Here is a 16590-nt window from a genome sequence, read left to right as displayed (position 1 = left end):
TCTGTTTATGGAAGGGCAATTTATGGAAGGACAATGGGGATTGGAAGAGGACTAGCGGGGTGGCGCGAGCTGGATGGTGCGAGCCAGCATGCGGTAGTGCGCCGGCGCCAGCGCATCGGAGAAGAGCCAGAGCCGAAGCCCAGACCCCTCCCCCTGCAGTTGCAGCCAGAGCACGCCGGGCAGCACGCGGCAACGGGGGCCAAGCCGGTAGCGTCGCCCCTGCCACGCCAACCATTCCCCATCCCAGATCAGCTCCCCCTGCACTTGCAGGGCGCGGCGCCAGGCGAGCCAGAGCGCCGCCAGCCAGCAGGGCAGGAACAGGCCCCACTGCCAGCCCTGGATCAGGCTGGCGGTGGGCCAGAGCAACAACAGAAACAGGAGGCACAGCAGGCAAAGCTGCTGGCGAGAGACGAGAACGGGCATTGGTACCCGCGTCCGGGCGGCGGTGCCGTCAGTCATGATGGCTCTGGTTGCGCGTCAGGTACGGGGGTCAGCGCAGATTGTCGTGACGGGCCTGGTTGCGTTCCAGGATCAGCGGGATCATGGCGGCGAACGCGGGATCTTCCGGCACGCCGTGGCCCATGCTCCAACGGAACAACTCGGGATCCTCGCACGCCAGCAGGCGGATGAAGGTCTGCTGTTGCTCGTCGCTCAGGCCGTCGAACTCATGTTCGAGAAAAGGCATAAAGATCACATCCAGCTCGAGCATGCCACGGCGGCAGGCCCATTTCAGGCGGGACTTTTCAATTGGGCTCAACATGGAACTCTCCTTACAAAGACCCGGGAATGGTAGCAGCTGGATTTTCCGGCTGACAAACATTCCTTCCGTCTTTACCATGCAGGTCACACACTTTCTGCCTCTGGAATGTCATCGTGAGCCTGCCAATCCCTGTTTTACCCACCGAGCCAACCCTTTTCTCCCTCACCGACCTCGCCATCACCAGCCTCAGCGGTCAGGACCGCACCAAGTATCTGCAAGGCCAGGTCACCTGCGACGTCAACGCGCTGCAACCGGGCCAGAGCAGCCTCGGCGGTCACTGCGATCCCAAGGGCAAGCTGTGGAGCGATTTTCGCCTGCTCTGCCTGGCGGATCGTCTGCTGCTGCTGACCAAGCCCTCGGTGCTGGTGCGCCAGCTGCCGGAGCTCAAGAAGTTTGCGGTGTTCGCCAAGGTAGAGATAGGTGAGAACCACGGTCAGGCGGTCGGGGTGGCCGGTCAGGGCACGGATGGCTGGATCGCGACGCGATATGGCCTTCAGGAAACCGGCCTCATCGAAGGCGGCATGGCGGTGCGGGTCGAGGCGGATCGCTGGCTGCTGGTGAGCGAGCAGCCACTGACCATCGACTTGCCCACCGGCAGCGAGTCGCTCTGGTGGGGGCTGGAGATCAAGGCGGGCTTGCCGCACCTGGAGGCGGTGCATCAGGGGGAATACATTCCGCAGATGCTGAACCTGCAGGCGCTGGATGGCATCAGCTTCACCAAGGGCTGTTACATGGGGCAGGAGATCGTCGCCCGCGCCAAGTATCGTGGCGCCAACAACCGCGCCCTGTTCGTGCTGGCGGGGACAGCCAGCACGCCCGTCGCCAGCGGCGATCCCCTGGAGCTCCGCCTCGGTGACAACTGGCGCCGCAGTGGTATGGTGCTCAACGCCTGGCAGCAGGAGGGACAGCTGTGGATCACCGCCGTGCTGCCCAAGGACACCGAGGCCGACGCCCAATTCCGCCTCAAGCAGGAGGAAGCCTCCAGCCTCAGCCTGCGACCCCTGCCCTATTCCCTGATCGACTGACCCCGATCGACAGCCAGAGGCACTAGCGAGGCACCCGCGCCAGCAGTGCCTCTTTCAGCCAGCGCCCCGCCAGCCCCAGCGGGCGAGCGCGATACCACTGCAACTCCAGCCCCAACGCCTGGCTCGCGAGAAAGTCGGGCTCCAGTATCACCACCTCTCCCCTGGCCAGCGGCCGATGCAGCAGGAAGTCGGGGATGGCGGCCCACCCCAGCCCCAGTTTCACCAGCTCCAGGATGCCCAGATCCCCCTCGACCCACCACACCTGGGACGAGAGGCGGAAGCGATGGCGCTCCGTCCCCTCCCGCCGCCCCGTCACCATCAGCTGGCGTGCGCCCTGCAGGTCGCTCTCCCGCAACGGCACCTTGTGGGCCAGCGGGTGATCCGGGGAGACCACCAGCGGCATGCTGACGACCCCGAGCGAGCGAGCGACGAGCTCCCGCTCCGGCTGCTCCTTTTGATAGCTGATGCCGAGCTGGGCGCGGCCGCTCTTGAGCAGTTCGGTCAGATCCTCCATCAGCGGGAACAGCAGCTCCAGCTCCACCGTCGGGTAACGGGCGGCGAACTCCTCCAGCAGGGAACCGAGCCAGGGCAGGTGGGAGTCATCGTCGATGGCCAGGGTGAGCCGCGATTCGATGCCGGTGGTCAGCTCCCCCGCGATCGCCTGCAGCCGCTCGCTCTGGGCCAGCAGGATGCCGGCCTCCTGGCTGATGCGGGCCCCCGCCTCGGTCAGCACGGGGTAGCGGCCACTGCGGTCGAACAGCTCCAGGCCGAGATCGATCTCCAGATTGGCGATGGCGGTGCTCACCACCGACTGCGCCTTGCCCAGCTTGCGTGCCGCCGCCGAGAAGGAGCCCGTCTCCGCTGCCGCCAGCAGCGCCTTGAGTTGTTCCAGAGAGGGGTTCATCGGCCTGTTCCTGTGATGGTGGGGCGTCTCATCCATCTATTTTAGCGATAGATACCAACGTGAATCTATCCAATATAAGCGCTAAATTGGCCGCCATAGAGATTCAGCCATCAAGAAAAGGAGACTGAAGATGCGTAATACTCGTGATCGTCTGCGCCACGCCATTGGCTTCGAGCTCATTGGCCTGCTGATCGCGGCCCCTCTGGCAAGCTGGGTCACCGGCGTCGGCCTCAATCACATGGGCCCGCTGGCCCTGTTCTTCTCGGTGGTCGCCACCGTCTGGAACTATGCCTACAACATCGGGGTGGACAAGCTGCTGCTGCGCTACCAGGGCCATACTCACAAGACGCTGTGGCAACGGGTGCTGCATACCTTCGGCTTCGAGGGAGGCCTGCTGGTCGTCGCTCTGCCGGTGATGTCCTGGTGGCTCAATATCGGCCTGCTGGAGGCGCTGGTGCTGGATCTGGGCTTCGTGCTGTTCTATCTGGTCTATGCCTTCGTCTACAACTGGAGCTATGACAAGCTGTTCCCCATCCCGGCTCGGGTGCAGCAGAACGCACTGGGTTAAGCGAGAGAAACATCGGCAGGTTTACGAGGCACCACCATGCGACGCGGCATGATGGCGCCGGGAGGACAAGGCGCCGGGCCTGCCGGGCGATCAGGCTTGTGCCTTCACCTCGTCGGCCGGGGCCTCTGCCTCGGCTGATTCTTGTGCCAGCAGGGCCTCGAGCTTGCTCTGGTACTGGGTCAGCATGCGCTGGGCCGCCACCATATCCCCCTTGTGCAGACGCTCGAACAGATGGTGTTGCACCACGCCGTTGAGATACTCCACCGTGACGGGTTGATCCAGGGCAGCCAGCAGCTCCTCTTTTTCCAGCTCGGCATTGATTTCATCGGCACTGGTACGCAGCAGACCGGCCAGTTGCACCAACATACGGCGCTCACCTTCGCGCAACAGGCTCAACATGCGGTTTCTCTGCTGCTCATTCTGTTGGGTCATACATTTCCTTACGTCGAATGGGAACAAGCCAGCTCATTCTGCCCTGTCCTTTTCATAGCGTCTATCTCGGGCGCATCACTTATTTGGCGGCCTCGCAGGACATGCACGGCGGGTGCTATTTATGCGGCTGCTAGGTATAGTAGCCTCTGGTTTATGGGCCTGTTTCAACCCATTCTGACGAGATTTTCACGCCATGACCGACGCTATTCTGGTGCTATGCACCTGCCCGGATGAAGCCAGTGCAGAACGCATCTGCGAACGACTGCTGACCGGACACCTCGCCGCCTGCATCAACCAGCTGCCGGGGCTCACCTCCGTCTATCGCTGGCAGGGCAAGATTGAACGCAGCCGTGAAATCCAGCTCATCATCAAGTCGAGGAGCGGGCTGTTCGAGCCCCTGCGCCAGTGCATCCTCGAGAATCACCCCTACGAGCTGCCGGAGATCCTGGCGCTGCCCGTCAGCCAGGGTCATCAGCCTTATCTCGACTGGTTGACCCAGGAGACCTCATGATCCCGTCCCGTCTGCGCGCTCGCCTGTACTATTTTCTGCTCGTCCTGCTGGCGCTGCTCTGCTCCTTGCAGGCCATGCCCGCCCGGGCCAGCGGCAGCGATCTGCTCGCCAGCCTCGGCATCGAGACCCAGGCTCAGCCCAAGTTTCTGAAGGTCGACGAGGCCTTCGTGCTGGAGAGCGAGCAGCGAGGGGACAAGCTGCTGCTGACCCTGCGCATCGCCGAGGGGTATTATCTCTATCGTCACCGCTTCAGCTTCCAGGGGGAGCACCTCGCCTTCCGCGAACCCGAGCTGCCTGCGGGCACCGAGCACGAGGATGACTTCTTCGGCAAGACCCGGGTCTTCTATCAGGAGGTGCAGATCCCGCTCACCCTGACCGAGGTGGGCCAGGGCGCCAGCATCAAGATAAGCTACCAGGGCTGCACCGAGGGCCTCTGCTATCCGCCCACCGATCAGCGGGTGGCGGTGCAACCCATCGTTGCCACGGCAAGCGATGCGGGCGCGGCCGACACAGAGGCTGCCGCCGACACCCCGGCCAGCAGCCAGCAGGATCAACTGGCCGCCGCCCTCGGCAGCCAGGGATTCTGGCTCAGCATCGCCGCCTTCTTCGCGCTGGGGCTGGGGCTCGCCTTCACCCCCTGCGTCTTCCCCATGTACCCCATACTGACCGGCATCATCGCCGGCGCCGGCCAGCGCCTCTCCACCCGCCGCGCCTTCCTGCTCTCCTTCGTCTATGTGCAGGGCATGGCGGTCACCTACACCCTGCTCGGGCTGGTGGTGGCCTCGGCCGGCTTGAAATTCCAGGCAGCACTGCAGCATCCCTACGTGCTGATCGGCCTCTCGGCGATGTTCGTGTTGCTGGCGCTCTCCATGTTCGGGCTCTACAGCCTGCAACTGCCGAGCAGCCTGCAGACCCGGCTCTCCGGCCTGTCCAATCGCCAGCAGGGTGGCTCCGTGGTCGGGGTCGGCATCATGGGGATGATTTCCGGCCTAGTCTGCTCCCCCTGTACCACGGCGCCGCTGTCGGGGGCACTCATCTACGTCGCCCAGAGCGGCGACCTCTGGCTCGGCGGCGCGGCGCTCTATGCCCTGTCGCTCGGCATGGGGCTGCCACTGCTGTTGCTCGGCACCTCGGGGGGCAGGCTGCTGCCGAGGGCCGGCGCCTGGATGGATGTGATCAAGCAGCTGTTCGGCTTTGCGCTGCTGGCGGTGCCCGTGCTGCTGCTGTCGCGGCTGTGGAGCGATCACATTACCAACCTGCTCTGGCTGGGCTGGGGTCTGGCGCTGTGCGCCTATCTCTATCACCACAACCAGCACCGTCCCCACTCCATAGGTCGGAGCCTGTGCGGCTTCATCCTGTTGCTGGTGATGATCGGCGCCGTGGTGACGGGCAAGGACCTGCTGTTGCCGACACCGGGGATCGGTGCCAGCACCCAGACCCAGACGCCCCAATTCATCCGCATCAAGACCCTGGACGATCTCAGGAGCCAGCTCGCCGCCGCCCGGGGCAAGCCGGTGCTGCTGGATCTCTATGCCGACTGGTGCGTGGCCTGCAAGGAGTTCGAGCACAAGACCTTCAGCGATCCCGCGGTGCGGGCGCGCTTCAACGAGATGGTGCTGCTGCAGGCGGATGTCACCGTCAACGACGATGCCGATGTCGAGTTGCTCAACGGCCTAGAGGTGCTGGGATTGCCGACCCTGATCTTCTTCGACCGTGCCGGCAATGAGGTGAGCGGCCAGCGGGTGACCGGCTTCATGGGCCCCGTCGAATTCCTCGCCCATCTGGACAAGCTGCGCTGAGGCCCCGGGGCGACAGCCCCGGGCCAAGCCACGATTTTTCTGGCCATCCCTTGTATCTGCGAGACGCCGTGGCAAACTTTGCCCTTTCCCGTCTCGTTCGTCCGGAGTTTTGATGAAAAAGTGGTTCATCCCCCTGCTGGCCTGCTGGCTTTATGGCTGCGACGCGGGTCCCGGTGAAGAGGCGATCCAGACTCAGGTCACCGCCAGACTGCAGGCCGATGCCGATGCCGCCCTGTTCGATATCAGCGACGTCGCCGTGCTTGGCAAGGAGGAGCGGATGGAGGGGGTCTATCTGGTGAAGGTGGGTTACCGGCTGCACTTCAAGCAGGGGCTGGATCAGTTGCAGATCCTGCATGATGAAGATCTGGTCTACGACAGGGTCGGTCCCTTCCAGCAGGAGATGGGACTGATGGAGCTGGAGCGCAAATACGGCGAGTTCGAGGCTGGTCAGGCACTGGCCCTGGAGAGCGAGGTCTGGATGATGAAGACCGAGCAGGGCTGGCGCCTCGCCGAGCCCGGCCAGACGCAAGCGCCTGATGCTCCCGCCTCCTGATTGCCCTCATGCCCTGCAGCATCCTGGGCTAGCAACCATCCCTTCCTGACTGTCACCCGGCGCCTCCCCGGCGCCGCTCATCGTCTCACAACAGATCCTTCATCCTGTGCCACAGCATCCCCAGCGCCAGCAGGGGGGAGCGCAGGGAAGGCCCGCCCGGGAAGGTCATGTGGGGCACGCGCGCAAACAGATCGAAGCCGCGGCTCTCCCCTGCTATCGCCTCCGCCACCAGCTTGGCCGCCATGTGGGTGGCATTCAGACCGTGCCCCGAGTAAGCCTGGGCGTAGAACACATTGGGGTATTGCTTGAGGCGCCCGATCTGCGGCAAGCGGTTCGCTCCTATGCCTATCATGCCCCCCCACTGGAACTCGATGGCAGTGCCCGCGAGCTCCGGGAAGACCCGTAGCAGCTTGGGCAACATGAAGGCCTTGATGTCCTTGGGATCCCGTCCCGAATAGTTGCAGGCCCCGCCAAACAGCAGGCGACCATCTGCCGACAGCCGGTAGTAATCGAGCGCCACGTTCTGATCGCAGACCGCCATGTTCTGCGGCAGCAGGCGCTGACGCAGCCGCTTCTCCAGCACCTCGGTGGCGAGGATGTAGGATCCCGCCGGCAGCACCTTGCCCCCCAGATCGGGGTTGAGGTCGTTGAGATAAGCGTTGCAGCCGATCACCAGGTAGTCGGCACTGACCCGGCCGTGGGCCGTGGTGACCTGCACCCGATCGCCGTAGTCGATGTGGATGACGCGGGATTGCTCGAACAGGGACACCCCGAGGCTCGCGGCGGCGCAGGCCTCGCCGAGCGCCAGGTTGAGGGGATGCAGGTGGCCCGAGCCCATGTCGATCATGCCGCCAAGATAGCGATCCGACCCCACCACCGACTTGATCTCGTTCTTTGGCACCAGTCTGAGCTCATGCCGATACCCCAGGCTGGCCAGGTGCTCGGCATCCTCCGCAAACCCCGCAAGGTGGCGCGGCTTGGTGGCGAGATCGCAATAGCCCCAGCGCAGATCGCAGTCGATGTTGAACTGCTCGATGCGCTGGCGCACCAGCTCCACCGCCTCCAGCCCCATCAGATCCAGCTCGCGCACGCCCTGCTCGCCGATCCAGCGGGCAAACTGGCTGGTGTCGTGGCCGATGCCGCGAATGAGCTGGCCGCCGTTGCGCCCGGACGCCCCCCAGCCGATGCGGTTGGCCTCCAGCAGCACTACCTTGTAACCCGCCTGTGCCAGGTTGATGGCGGTGTTGAGGCCGGTGAAACCACCGCCGATGATGCAGACATCGGTGTCGAGCTCACCGCTGAGCTCGGGCCACTGCCGGTCGTCGTTGCGGGTCGCCGCGTAATAGGAGGCGACGTGCTCCTGGTGTCCGTGTTGTCTTCCTGTGTGCATGCTCAGCATCCTGCCATGGTCGCATTCGTTTACTAAATTAAACGCATCGTCCTCGATAATACCCAGCCCATGGGTACGGATCCAGCCTGCCGGGATCAAAGAAATGCAAAAGGTGTCCCGAAGGACACCTTATTTACGAGAGACCATCACAGCGCAGCCATAAAAAAGGCGCCCCGTGGGGCGCCTCTTCATGCCTGCAAGGTACGGTAACGAATTACAGTACGTTGATGGCATTCAGGTCGGAGAAGGCTTTCTCCAGACGGGCGATCATGGAAGTCTGACCGGCACGCAGCCATACGCGCGGATCGTAGAACTTCTTGTTCGGCTTGTCGGCGCCTTCCGGGTTGCCCAGCTGACCCTGCAGGTAAGCTTCGTTGGTCTTGTAGAAGTGCAACAGACCTTCCCAGGTAGCCCACTGGGTGTCGGTGTCGATGTTCATCTTCACGACGCCGTAGGAGATGGATTCGCGGATCTCTTCCAGGGTGGAGCCTGAACCACCGTGGAACACGAAGTCCAGGGACTTGGCCGGCAGACCAAACTTCTCGGAAACGTACTTCTGGGAAGCGTCCAGGATGGACGGGGTCAGCTTGACGTTACCCGGCTTGTACACACCGTGCACGTTGCCGAAGGAGGCAGCGATGGTGAAACGCGGGCTGATCTTGGACAGACGCTCGTAGGCGTAGGCCACGTCTTCCGGCTGGGTATACAGGGCGGATTGGTCCATGTGGCTGTTGTCCACACCGTCTTCTTCGCCACCGGTGCAACCCAGTTCCAGTTCCAGAGTCATGTTCATCTTGGCCATGCGTACCAGGTACTCACAGCAGATGTCGATGTTCTCTTCCAGGGACTCTTCGGACAGATCCAGCATGTGGGAGGAGAACAGCGGCTTGCCGGTTTCGGCAAAGTGCTTCTCGCCCGCGTCCAGCAGACCGTCGATCCACGGCAGCAGCTTCTTGGCGGCGTGGTCGGTGTGCAGGATAACCGGGATGCCGTAGGCTTCGGCAACGGCGTGAACGTGCTTGGCACCGGAGATGGCACCCAGGATGGCGGCTTGCTGACCTTCCAGCTTCAGGCCTTTACCGGCGGTGAACACGGCACCACCGTTGGAGAACTGAACGATGACCGGCGCTTTAACCTTGGCAGCAGCTTCCAGTACGGCGTTGACGGAGTCGGTACCGACGCAGTTGACGGCTGGCAGAGCGAAGCCGTTTTCTTTCGCGATGGCGAACACTTTCTGAACGTCATCACCAGTGATCACGCCGGGTTTTACGAAGTCGAAAATTTTCTTAGACATGTTAAATCGTCCTGTTCTCGTATGCCGTTAATAAAAAATGGGGGGTTCATCATGAACTGGCACAGCGGTCACATGATAAACGAAACGGGAGGCTTTTGCCCCCCGTCCCGGGTCAATTAGGCTTTGGCGCGCTGTTCCAGCATCGCAACGGCCGGCAGTACCTTGCCTTCCACGAACTCCAGGAAGGCGCCGCCGCCGGTGGAGATGTAGGAGACCTTGTCGGCGATGCCGAACTTGTCGATGGCCGCCAAGGTGTCACCACCACCAGCGATGGAGAAGGCCGGGGAAGCGGCGATCGCTTCGGCGATGATCTTGGTGCCGGCGGAGAACTGATCGAACTCGAACACGCCGACCGGGCCGTTCCACAGGATGGTCTTGGCGTTCATGATGATGTCGGCCAGGGCCTTGGCAGAGTCAGGGCCGATGTCGAAGATCATGTCGCCGTCAGTCACGTCGGAGACGGACTTGATGGTGGCCGGAGTGGATTCGGAGAACTCGGTGCCCACGACCACGTCGGTGGTGACCGGAATGTTGGTCTCGGCGGCCAGTTTCTTGGCGGTATCGAGCAGGTCGTGTTCGCACAGGGACTTGCCGACGTTGTGACCGGCAGCGGCGATGAAGGTGTTGGCGATGCCACCACCGACCACCAGCTGGTCAGCGATCTTGGACAGGGATTCCAGTACGGTCAGCTTGGTGGAGACCTTGGAGCCGCCAACGATGGCAACCATCGGGCGCTCAGGCTTGAGCATGGCTTTGCCCAGGGCTTCCAGTTCACCGGCCAGCAGCGGACCGGCACAGGCGATCGGGGCAAATTGAGCCACACCGTAGGTAGACCCTTCGGCGCGGTGAGCAGTACCGAATGCATCCATTACAAAGACGTCACACAGGGCGGCGTATTTTTTGGCCAGCTCTTCGGTGTTCTTCTTCTCGCCCTTGTTGAAGCGGCAGTTTTCCAGTACGACCAGCTCACCGGCGGCGACGTCTACGCCATCCAGGTAATCCTTGGCCAGGCGGACCGGGCAGGACAGAGCGTCTTTCAGATAGTTGACGACCGGCGCCAGGGAGAACTCTTCGTTGTACTCACCCTCGGTCGGACGACCCAGGTGGGAGGTGATCATCAGCTTGGCGCCCTTTTCCAGAGCCAGCTTGATGGTCGGCAGCGTTGCCACGATACGTGCGTCGGAAGTGACCTTGCCGTCTTTTACCGGTACGTTCAGGTCAGCACGGATCAGAACGCGTTTTCCCGCCAGATCCAGGTCGGTCATCTTGATAACAGACATATTCAGTCCTCTATATTTTCAGGTAATGTTAAAAACAGTAACCTTGCGCCCGGTGCACGCTCTCAGCATGCGGCCATCATGGCCCGGGTGGTATCCAGCATGCGGTTCGCGAAGCCCCATTCGTTATCACACCACATCAGCATCTTGACGAGGTTGGCATCGCTCACCCGAGTCTGGGTACCATCAATGATGCAGGAGTGTGCATCATGATTAAAGTCTACGGAGACCAAAGGCTCTTCCGTGTAGTCCAGGATACCGCTTAATGTACCTCTGGATGCCCGTTGCAGGGCTTGATTTACGTCACTAACTGTCACTTTTTTACGAACAGTAATGCTCAAATCCATGGCGGTGACGTTGATGGTCGGCACCCGTACCGCGATCGCTTCGAACTTGCCGGCGAAGTGGGGCAGGATACGCTCCAACCCCTTTGCCAGCTTGGTATCCACCGGAATGATGGACTGGCTGGCGGCGCGGGTTCGGCGCAAGTCACTGTGGTAGGCATCGATGACTTGCTGATCGTGCATGGCCGAATGAATTGTCGTAATAGTACCACAATTTATCTCGAATTCTCGATGCAAAGTTTCGATGACGGGCACCACGCAGTTGGTGGTACAGGAGGCATTGGAGACGATCCGCTCCCTTCCCGTCAGCGTCTGGTGGTTCACCCCGAAAACGATTGTCGCATCCACGTCCGCATCCGCCGGATGGGAGAACAATACCTTGCCCGCTCCCGCCCCCAAATGCAGCTCGGCATCCGCCCGCGAGCCGAACACGCCGGTGCAATCGAGCACCACATCCACCCCCAGCGCTCGCCAGGGCAAATTGGCCGGATCCCGCTCGGCGAACAGAGAGATGAGATCCTCCCCCACCAGCATGCTGTTGCCCGCCAGCTGTACCGGATGGTGGAAACGGCCGTGGCTGGTGTCGAAGCGGGTGAGGTGCACCATGGCCTCGGGCGCCGCCAGCTCGTTGATGGCGACGATTTTGATGTTCTTGTCGCGACCGCTCTCGTAGAGGGCCCGCAGCACGTTGCGGCCGATCCGGCCGTAGCCGTTGATGGCAATCTTGATCATGGGAAAAGTGTGTCCTTAGCGACGGCAATGAAGGCCGATGGATGACTCATGACAGCAAGGCATCCTGGAAGACGCCCCGGGCCAGCAGCGCCGCCCCGAACACCCCGGCGCTGTCCCCCAGTGCCGGGGCAATGATGGGCGTGGCGAAGCGGGGATTGAACAGGAAGGGCAGCACCGTCTGCCGGCCTGCGGTATAGAGGCTCTGCACATTGCCGACCCCGCCGCCGATGACGATGACGTCCGGATCCAGGATGTTGACCACGTTGGCCAGCGCCTGGCCAAACAGCAGGTGCAGCCGGTCGATGGTGAGCCTGGCCACGTGATCGTGAGCCGTGGCTGCCGCTATCTTGGCCAGCGACAGGTGGCGTTTGGCCTTGGCTTCGTACCAGGCCTCCAGCGCGGGACCGCTGATGAAGGTCTCGACGCAGCCGCGCTTGCCGCAGTAGCACTCGGGACCGTCCGGTGAGAGCACATTGTGGCCCCACTCCCCGCCGATGCCGTGGTGACCGTTGAGGATCTGGCCGTTGATGACGATGCCGGACCCCACACCGGTCCCCATGATGATGCCGAACACCACCTTGGCCTCGGGATGTTGCTGACGCACCGCCCCCAGGTGGGTTTCCGCCAGGGCGAAGCAGTTGGCGTCGTTGGCGATGAGCACCGGCACACCCAGTTTGCGCTCGAGATCTTCCTTGAACGGCTTGCCGTTGAGCTCGGTGGTGTTGCAGTTCTTCATCAACCCGGTCTGGGGATCCCGCGCCCCCGGCGTGCCCATGCCGATGATGGCAGGACGTTTACCTAGTTTCTCAGCACACTCATCCACCAGCTTGGCGATCTGACCGATCATGTGCTGATAACCGCCGGCACGCTCGGTGGGGATGCGATGGCGCAGCAGCACCTCGTCGCCCGCCAGCACCACGCATTCGCACTTGGTCCCGCCCAGATCGATGCCCCAATCCCACGATGTCTTGCTCATTCTGCCTCCTGCATGGCGAGCCGGCCGAGACGCGGCCCCGCACGCTGTCGCTCATCTTGTGTGTGACCACCGCCACAGAGGACGCAGTGTAACCCGAGCCGGGGCCCCGGCGCAGCTCCCAAACAGTGCGGATGCCACGCACCAGCGTCCTCAAGCCACTGCCGCCGATAACGAAACGGAGCCCGCAGGCTCCGTTGTTAAATCAAGCTCGGTTCGCCTCAGCGCCCGTGGTACTGAGCGGACAGCTCGTGCACCGCGTTGACGAAGACGCCGGCGTGCTCAGGGTCCACATCCTGATGGATGCCGTGACCCAGGTTGAAGACGTGGCCGTTGCCCTCACCGAAACCGGCAAGGATGGTGGCGACCTCTTCACGGATACGCTCGGGAGCGGCGTACAGCATGGAAGGATCCATGTTGCCCTGCAGCGCCACCTTGTCACCGACCCGGCGCTTGGCATCGCTGATGTCGGTGGTCCAGTCCAGCCCCAGCGCGTCGCAACCGGTGGCGGCGATCTGCTCCAGCCACTGGCCGCCGTTCTTGGTGAACAGGGTCACCGGCACCCGGCGCCCTTCGTGTTCGCGGATCAGGCCGTCGACGATCTTGTGCATGTATTGCAGGGAGAAGTCGCGGTAATCCCGCGGGGTCAGCACCCCGCCCCAGGTGTCGAACACCATGACGGACTGGGCACCGGCCTTGATCTGGGCGTTCAGGTACGCGATCACGCTGTCCGCCAGCTTGTCCAGCAGCAGGTGCAGGGTTATGGGCTCGGCGTACATCATCTGCTTGATCTTGGTGAACGCCTTGGAACTGCCCCCCTCCACCATGTAGGTGGCCAGGGTCCAGGGGCTGCCGGAGAAGCCGATCAGCGGCACTTCGCCCTTGAGTTCGCGGCGGATGGTGCGCACCGCGTTCATCACGTAGCCGAGCTCGTCTTCCGGATCCGGGATGGGCAGCGCCTGCACATCGGCCATGGACTGGATCGGGCGCTCGAAACGCGGGCCTTCGCCGTGCTCGAAGTAGAGGCCGAGCCCCATGGCGTCGGGCACGGTCAGGATGTCGGAGAAGAGGATGGCGGCATCGAGCGGATAGCGGCGCAGGGGCTGCAGGGTGACTTCACAGGCTAGTTCGGCGTTGCGGCACAGGGACATGAAGTCCCCCGCGACGGCGCGAGTCGCCTTGTATTCCGGCAGGTAACGGCCGGCCTGACGCATCATCCACACCGGGGTCATGTCCACTTCCTGGCGCAGCAGGGCGCGCAGGTATCGATCGTTCTTCAGCTCTTTCATCCCAGTTCCTGAGTCATATCCAGCATAAAATGGCGGATATGATACCACTTTGTGCGGGGGGAAGGGCGGCCCAAAGAGGGCGCTGCGCCGCTTCGAGTGCAAAGATGTGAAGGGGCGCAAACAAGCGCCCCTCTTTTTCCGTTGATTTCCGCTGGCGTGGGGGCCGTCAGACCCCGTCACCGAGACACAGCTCGATGAGCCGGCGCGCTATGGTGCCGTGGGGCGGCAGCCGGGGCAACGCATCGGCATGGAAGAAGTCGGCGGCCACCAGCTCCTCGTCCTGCACCTTGATCTCGCCGCCATGATAGTCGGCGGTGAAGCCCATCATCAGGCTGTGGGGGAAGGGCCAGGGCTGGCTCGCGACATAACGGATATTGCCGACCCGGATGCCGCTCTCCTCGAACACCTCCCGCGCCACGCACTGCTCCAGGTTCTCCCCGGCTTCCACGAAACCGGCCAGCACGGTGAACATGGGATCCTCGGCCTGATAGTGACGGCGATGGGCCGCCAGCAGGATGGACCGCCCCTTGCGCACCGCCACTATGATGCAGGGGGAGATGCGCGGGTAGACCACATGGCCCTGCAGACACCCCTGCGCCCACTCCCCTGTCTTGGGGGCCATGGGGGCGCCGCACTCGCCGCAGAAGCGGTGGCTGCGGCGAAAAGTCGCCAGTTGCCAGGCGCGGCCGGCGAGCCGAAAACCCACCTCATCCCCCGCCACCATCAGCTGGCGCAGCGGCGTCATAGACCGGGTATCCGCTTCCGCCCCCAGATCCAGCAGATAGCAGGGCAGTCCGTCCCATTCGTCGAAACGCTCGAACGGGAGCTCGCGCAGATCGGCGGGCAGTTGGGTGAGGGCACAGCAGGGGATCTGCCCCTTGTCGTCCAGCAGGACGAGGTGATCGCCCCCCAGCACGAACCAGCGGGCCTGTTCGGTCGATGACATAGATGAAAGCTCTTGGTGAGAAAGACGTGCGAGGCACGGACAAGTGGGGTTTATCTTACGATCGGGCTGGCTCGGAGGCGACCCCAAGATGGCCATCGATTCTCTTGCCGCCCAAAAGCAGAGGGGCCGCCCTGGCGACCCCTCTTTCCTTTCAATCGATCCGTTCGATCAATTCATCCAGCGCTCGCTGCTCTTGCGGCGACGAGGCAGCATGGGTAACAAGATCCCCAGCAGGATGCCGCCACCCACCATGGCGCCACCGCGGATGAACCAGTCCATCTGCATGTCGTGCTCCTGGTTGTCATAGCTCTGGGTCAGGGCATCGTTCTGCTCCTTGAGATTACCCATCTCCTCGCTCTGGCTGGCGAGCTGGGCCTTCAGGCTGGCGATCTCCTTGGTCTGCTCGGCGATCTGGCCATCCTTCTCGGTGAAGCGTCGCTCGTTGTCGCCGTTGAGGTTCAGCAGGCGGGCCTTGGCCTCTTCCAGCGCCTTCTCAACCTGGGGCAGGCGCTCGCGCAGGCTGATGTCGGTCTGCAGCTCGGCGTTCTTGATCCAGCCTTCACGGCCACGGCCGTCCACCACCTGGGTGAAACCGGCCTCGTTGTTCACTGCCTTGACCTCCAGCGGTTCACCGGCCTTGACGCTGCCGAGGATCCGGTACTGGGTGCCCGGACCGTTGTGGATGTAGGTAAATATGTCGTCTGAAACATAACGGGTATCGGCCAGTGCCTGTTGGGCACACAAGCAGATCAGGATCCCGAGAAGGGCGCGCATGGTCGATCGATTCTCTTCGTTGAGTTAGGTGACAGGCGGAATGTTAAGCTGCTGGCGGGTCAAAGGACAAGCAAAGAAAAGCGTCATCCCCCTCCCTGAGAGCTGTCTCGCAACTTCTCCCGTTTGCCACGCGACCATTCCAGACGCCGGAGGCTAGGGCTGACGCAGGGACCGCACCTCTTCGCGCAGGGCCTTGAGCTCTTGCAGCACCAGCGCCTGCTGTTCATTGTGCTGGCGTCGCCACTGCGCATCGTCATCGTTGGTGCGCCCGGGGTGCACGAACAGGCTGGCCATGAAGCCGCTGAGGGCACCAAACAACCCGACCCCGAACAGGATGAGCAGGCTGGCGACGAAGCGCCCCTCCTCGGTCTTGGGCACCAGATCCCCGTATCCCACGGTCGACAGGGTCACCAGCGTCCACCAGAACGCATCATAAGGCGTCTGGATCAGGCTGCCGGGCTGGTCAGTCTCGAGCCAGTACATGACGCCCGAGCCCACCCCCAGCAACAGGAAGAACAGGAACAGGATGCCGGACAGGGTCGTCTCATTGCGCTCGCGGCGAAACATGGAGAGCAGATCCGGCTTGTCCCGCAACAGTTGATAGACCCGCCACAGCTGAATGAGCCGGGCCCAGCGCAGTTGCTCCACCATGGGCAGGCTGCCCGGCAGATAGAACCAGTTTGCCTTGAGGAAGGCCATCTTGTCGGGGGCCCGCCCCCAGCCATAGGCGAGATGGGCAAGGAAGAAATAGCAAATCAGGCTGTCGACGTCATAGAACAGCTGCAGGGTCTGCGGGCTCCATTCGTGATGCCCCCACCAGCGGGCGGCCACCAGAGCAACGGAGATCACCGACAGAAACGCCATCAGCAGATCCATGGTGCGCAGATGAGGTAAGTGCAGATGAGTTAAGTGATGTCGCATACATTTTCCTACTTCAAACACAGTCCGAATTAATAAAAGGGAAGATAATGCCGATAGTCCTGAAGACAAAGGAAAAACCGCCATCAAGAAGGAGAAAG

At 62.6% G+C, this 16590-nt stretch carries 18 protein-coding genes; 5 read left to right on the top strand and 13 right to left on the bottom strand.

The window, feature by feature from the left end; genetic code table 11:
- Nucleotides 1-51: 51 nt before the first annotated feature.
- Both ACZ9IL_RS21070 and ACZ9IL_RS21065 read right to left on the bottom strand, forming a co-directional pair.
- Entirely contained in the window at nucleotides 52-423 is a 372-nt protein-coding gene (locus tag ACZ9IL_RS21070; protein WP_476005195.1) for a protein YgfX, read from the bottom strand.
- Nucleotides 424-490: 67 nt separating this feature from the next.
- Nucleotides 491-760, bottom strand: coding sequence for an FAD assembly factor SdhE (locus tag ACZ9IL_RS21065; protein WP_476005194.1), 270 nt, complete (start codon nucleotides 758-760; stop codon nucleotides 491-493).
- A 119-nt stretch (nucleotides 761-879) separates the two neighbouring features.
- Here ACZ9IL_RS21065 and ygfZ point away from each other — a divergent pair, with 119 nt between their 5' ends.
- Entirely contained in the window at nucleotides 880-1785 is a 906-nt protein-coding gene (gene ygfZ / locus ACZ9IL_RS21060) for a tRNA-modifying protein YgfZ (RefSeq protein ID WP_476005392.1), read from the top strand.
- A gap of 22 nt (nucleotides 1786-1807) precedes the next feature.
- Here ygfZ and ACZ9IL_RS21055 read toward each other — a convergent pair whose 3' ends face one another.
- On the bottom strand, nucleotides 1808-2689 hold the full coding sequence (locus ACZ9IL_RS21055) for a LysR family transcriptional regulator (RefSeq protein WP_476005193.1): 882 nt from the start codon (nucleotides 2687-2689) through the stop codon (nucleotides 1808-1810).
- Between the two features lie 130 nt (nucleotides 2690-2819).
- On the opposite strand from ACZ9IL_RS21055, the gene ACZ9IL_RS21050 reads away from it, so the two are divergent.
- Nucleotides 2820-3257: a PACE efflux transporter gene (locus ACZ9IL_RS21050; protein WP_476005191.1), complete on the top strand. Its 438-nt coding sequence runs from the start codon at nucleotides 2820-2822 to the stop codon at nucleotides 3255-3257.
- Nucleotides 3258-3347: 90 nt separating this feature from the next.
- On the opposite strand, the gene ACZ9IL_RS21045 is transcribed toward ACZ9IL_RS21050, so the two are convergent.
- Nucleotides 3348-3689: a hypothetical protein gene (locus tag ACZ9IL_RS21045; RefSeq protein ID WP_476005190.1), complete on the bottom strand. Its 342-nt coding sequence runs from the start codon at nucleotides 3687-3689 to the stop codon at nucleotides 3348-3350.
- A 193-nt stretch (nucleotides 3690-3882) separates the two neighbouring features.
- On the opposite strand from ACZ9IL_RS21045, the gene cutA reads away from it, so the two are divergent.
- From cutA to ACZ9IL_RS21030, 3 genes are all read left to right on the top strand, one after another.
- Nucleotides 3883-4200, top strand: a complete 318-nt coding sequence (gene cutA, locus ACZ9IL_RS21040; RefSeq protein ID WP_476005189.1) for a divalent-cation tolerance protein CutA — start codon at nucleotides 3883-3885, stop codon at nucleotides 4198-4200.
- Complete coding sequence (locus ACZ9IL_RS21035) at nucleotides 4197-5999, top strand: protein-disulfide reductase DsbD (protein ID WP_476005188.1); 1803 nt, start codon at nucleotides 4197-4199, stop codon at nucleotides 5997-5999. The genes cutA and ACZ9IL_RS21035 overlap by 4 nt, the downstream gene beginning before the upstream one ends.
- Nucleotides 6000-6111: 112 nt before the next feature.
- Nucleotides 6112-6552, top strand: a complete 441-nt coding sequence (locus ACZ9IL_RS21030; RefSeq protein WP_476005187.1) for a hypothetical protein — start codon at nucleotides 6112-6114, stop codon at nucleotides 6550-6552.
- A gap of 85 nt (nucleotides 6553-6637) precedes the next feature.
- On the opposite strand, the gene ACZ9IL_RS21025 is transcribed toward ACZ9IL_RS21030, so the two are convergent.
- From ACZ9IL_RS21025 to ACZ9IL_RS20985, 9 genes are all read right to left on the bottom strand, one after another.
- Complete coding sequence (locus tag ACZ9IL_RS21025) at nucleotides 6638-7951, bottom strand: NAD(P)/FAD-dependent oxidoreductase (RefSeq protein WP_476005186.1); 1314 nt, start codon at nucleotides 7949-7951, stop codon at nucleotides 6638-6640.
- Nucleotides 7952-8156: 205 nt separating this feature from the next.
- Complete coding sequence (fbaA, locus tag ACZ9IL_RS21020) at nucleotides 8157-9236, bottom strand: class II fructose-bisphosphate aldolase (protein WP_042643677.1); 1080 nt, start codon at nucleotides 9234-9236, stop codon at nucleotides 8157-8159.
- A 116-nt stretch (nucleotides 9237-9352) separates the two neighbouring features.
- Nucleotides 9353-10516, bottom strand: coding sequence for a phosphoglycerate kinase (locus tag ACZ9IL_RS21015; RefSeq protein WP_476005185.1), 1164 nt, complete (start codon nucleotides 10514-10516; stop codon nucleotides 9353-9355).
- Nucleotides 10517-10578: 62 nt separating this feature from the next.
- Nucleotides 10579-11589 carry an erythrose-4-phosphate dehydrogenase gene (gene epd, locus ACZ9IL_RS21010; RefSeq protein ID WP_476005184.1) on the bottom strand — a complete coding sequence of 337 codons (1011 nt, stop codon included), beginning with the start codon at nucleotides 11587-11589 and terminating at the stop codon, nucleotides 10579-10581.
- A 46-nt stretch (nucleotides 11590-11635) separates the two neighbouring features.
- The gene (locus ACZ9IL_RS21005) at nucleotides 11636-12565 is read right to left on the bottom strand and encodes an ROK family protein (RefSeq protein WP_476005183.1); all 930 of its coding nucleotides are present in this window, start codon (nucleotides 12563-12565) and stop codon (nucleotides 11636-11638) included.
- A gap of 218 nt (nucleotides 12566-12783) precedes the next feature.
- Entirely contained in the window at nucleotides 12784-13851 is a 1068-nt protein-coding gene (gene hemE / locus ACZ9IL_RS21000) for a uroporphyrinogen decarboxylase (RefSeq protein ID WP_476005182.1), read from the bottom strand.
- 166 nt (nucleotides 13852-14017) lie between these two features.
- Entirely contained in the window at nucleotides 14018-14797 is a 780-nt protein-coding gene (nudC, locus tag ACZ9IL_RS20995; RefSeq protein WP_476005181.1) for an NAD(+) diphosphatase, read from the bottom strand.
- A 168-nt stretch (nucleotides 14798-14965) separates the two neighbouring features.
- Nucleotides 14966-15571: a TIGR04211 family SH3 domain-containing protein gene (locus ACZ9IL_RS20990; protein WP_476005180.1), complete on the bottom strand. Its 606-nt coding sequence runs from the start codon at nucleotides 15569-15571 to the stop codon at nucleotides 14966-14968.
- Nucleotides 15572-15724: 153 nt separating this feature from the next.
- Nucleotides 15725-16561: a potassium channel family protein gene (locus ACZ9IL_RS20985; RefSeq protein ID WP_476005179.1), complete on the bottom strand. Its 837-nt coding sequence runs from the start codon at nucleotides 16559-16561 to the stop codon at nucleotides 15725-15727.
- Nucleotides 16562-16590: the final 29 nt, after the last annotated feature.

Source organism: Aeromonas sp. TECH754 (assembly GCF_056279295.1).
The sequence above is the reverse complement of the archived record's forward strand: the minus strand, read 5'-3'. Positions and strand labels throughout refer to the sequence as shown.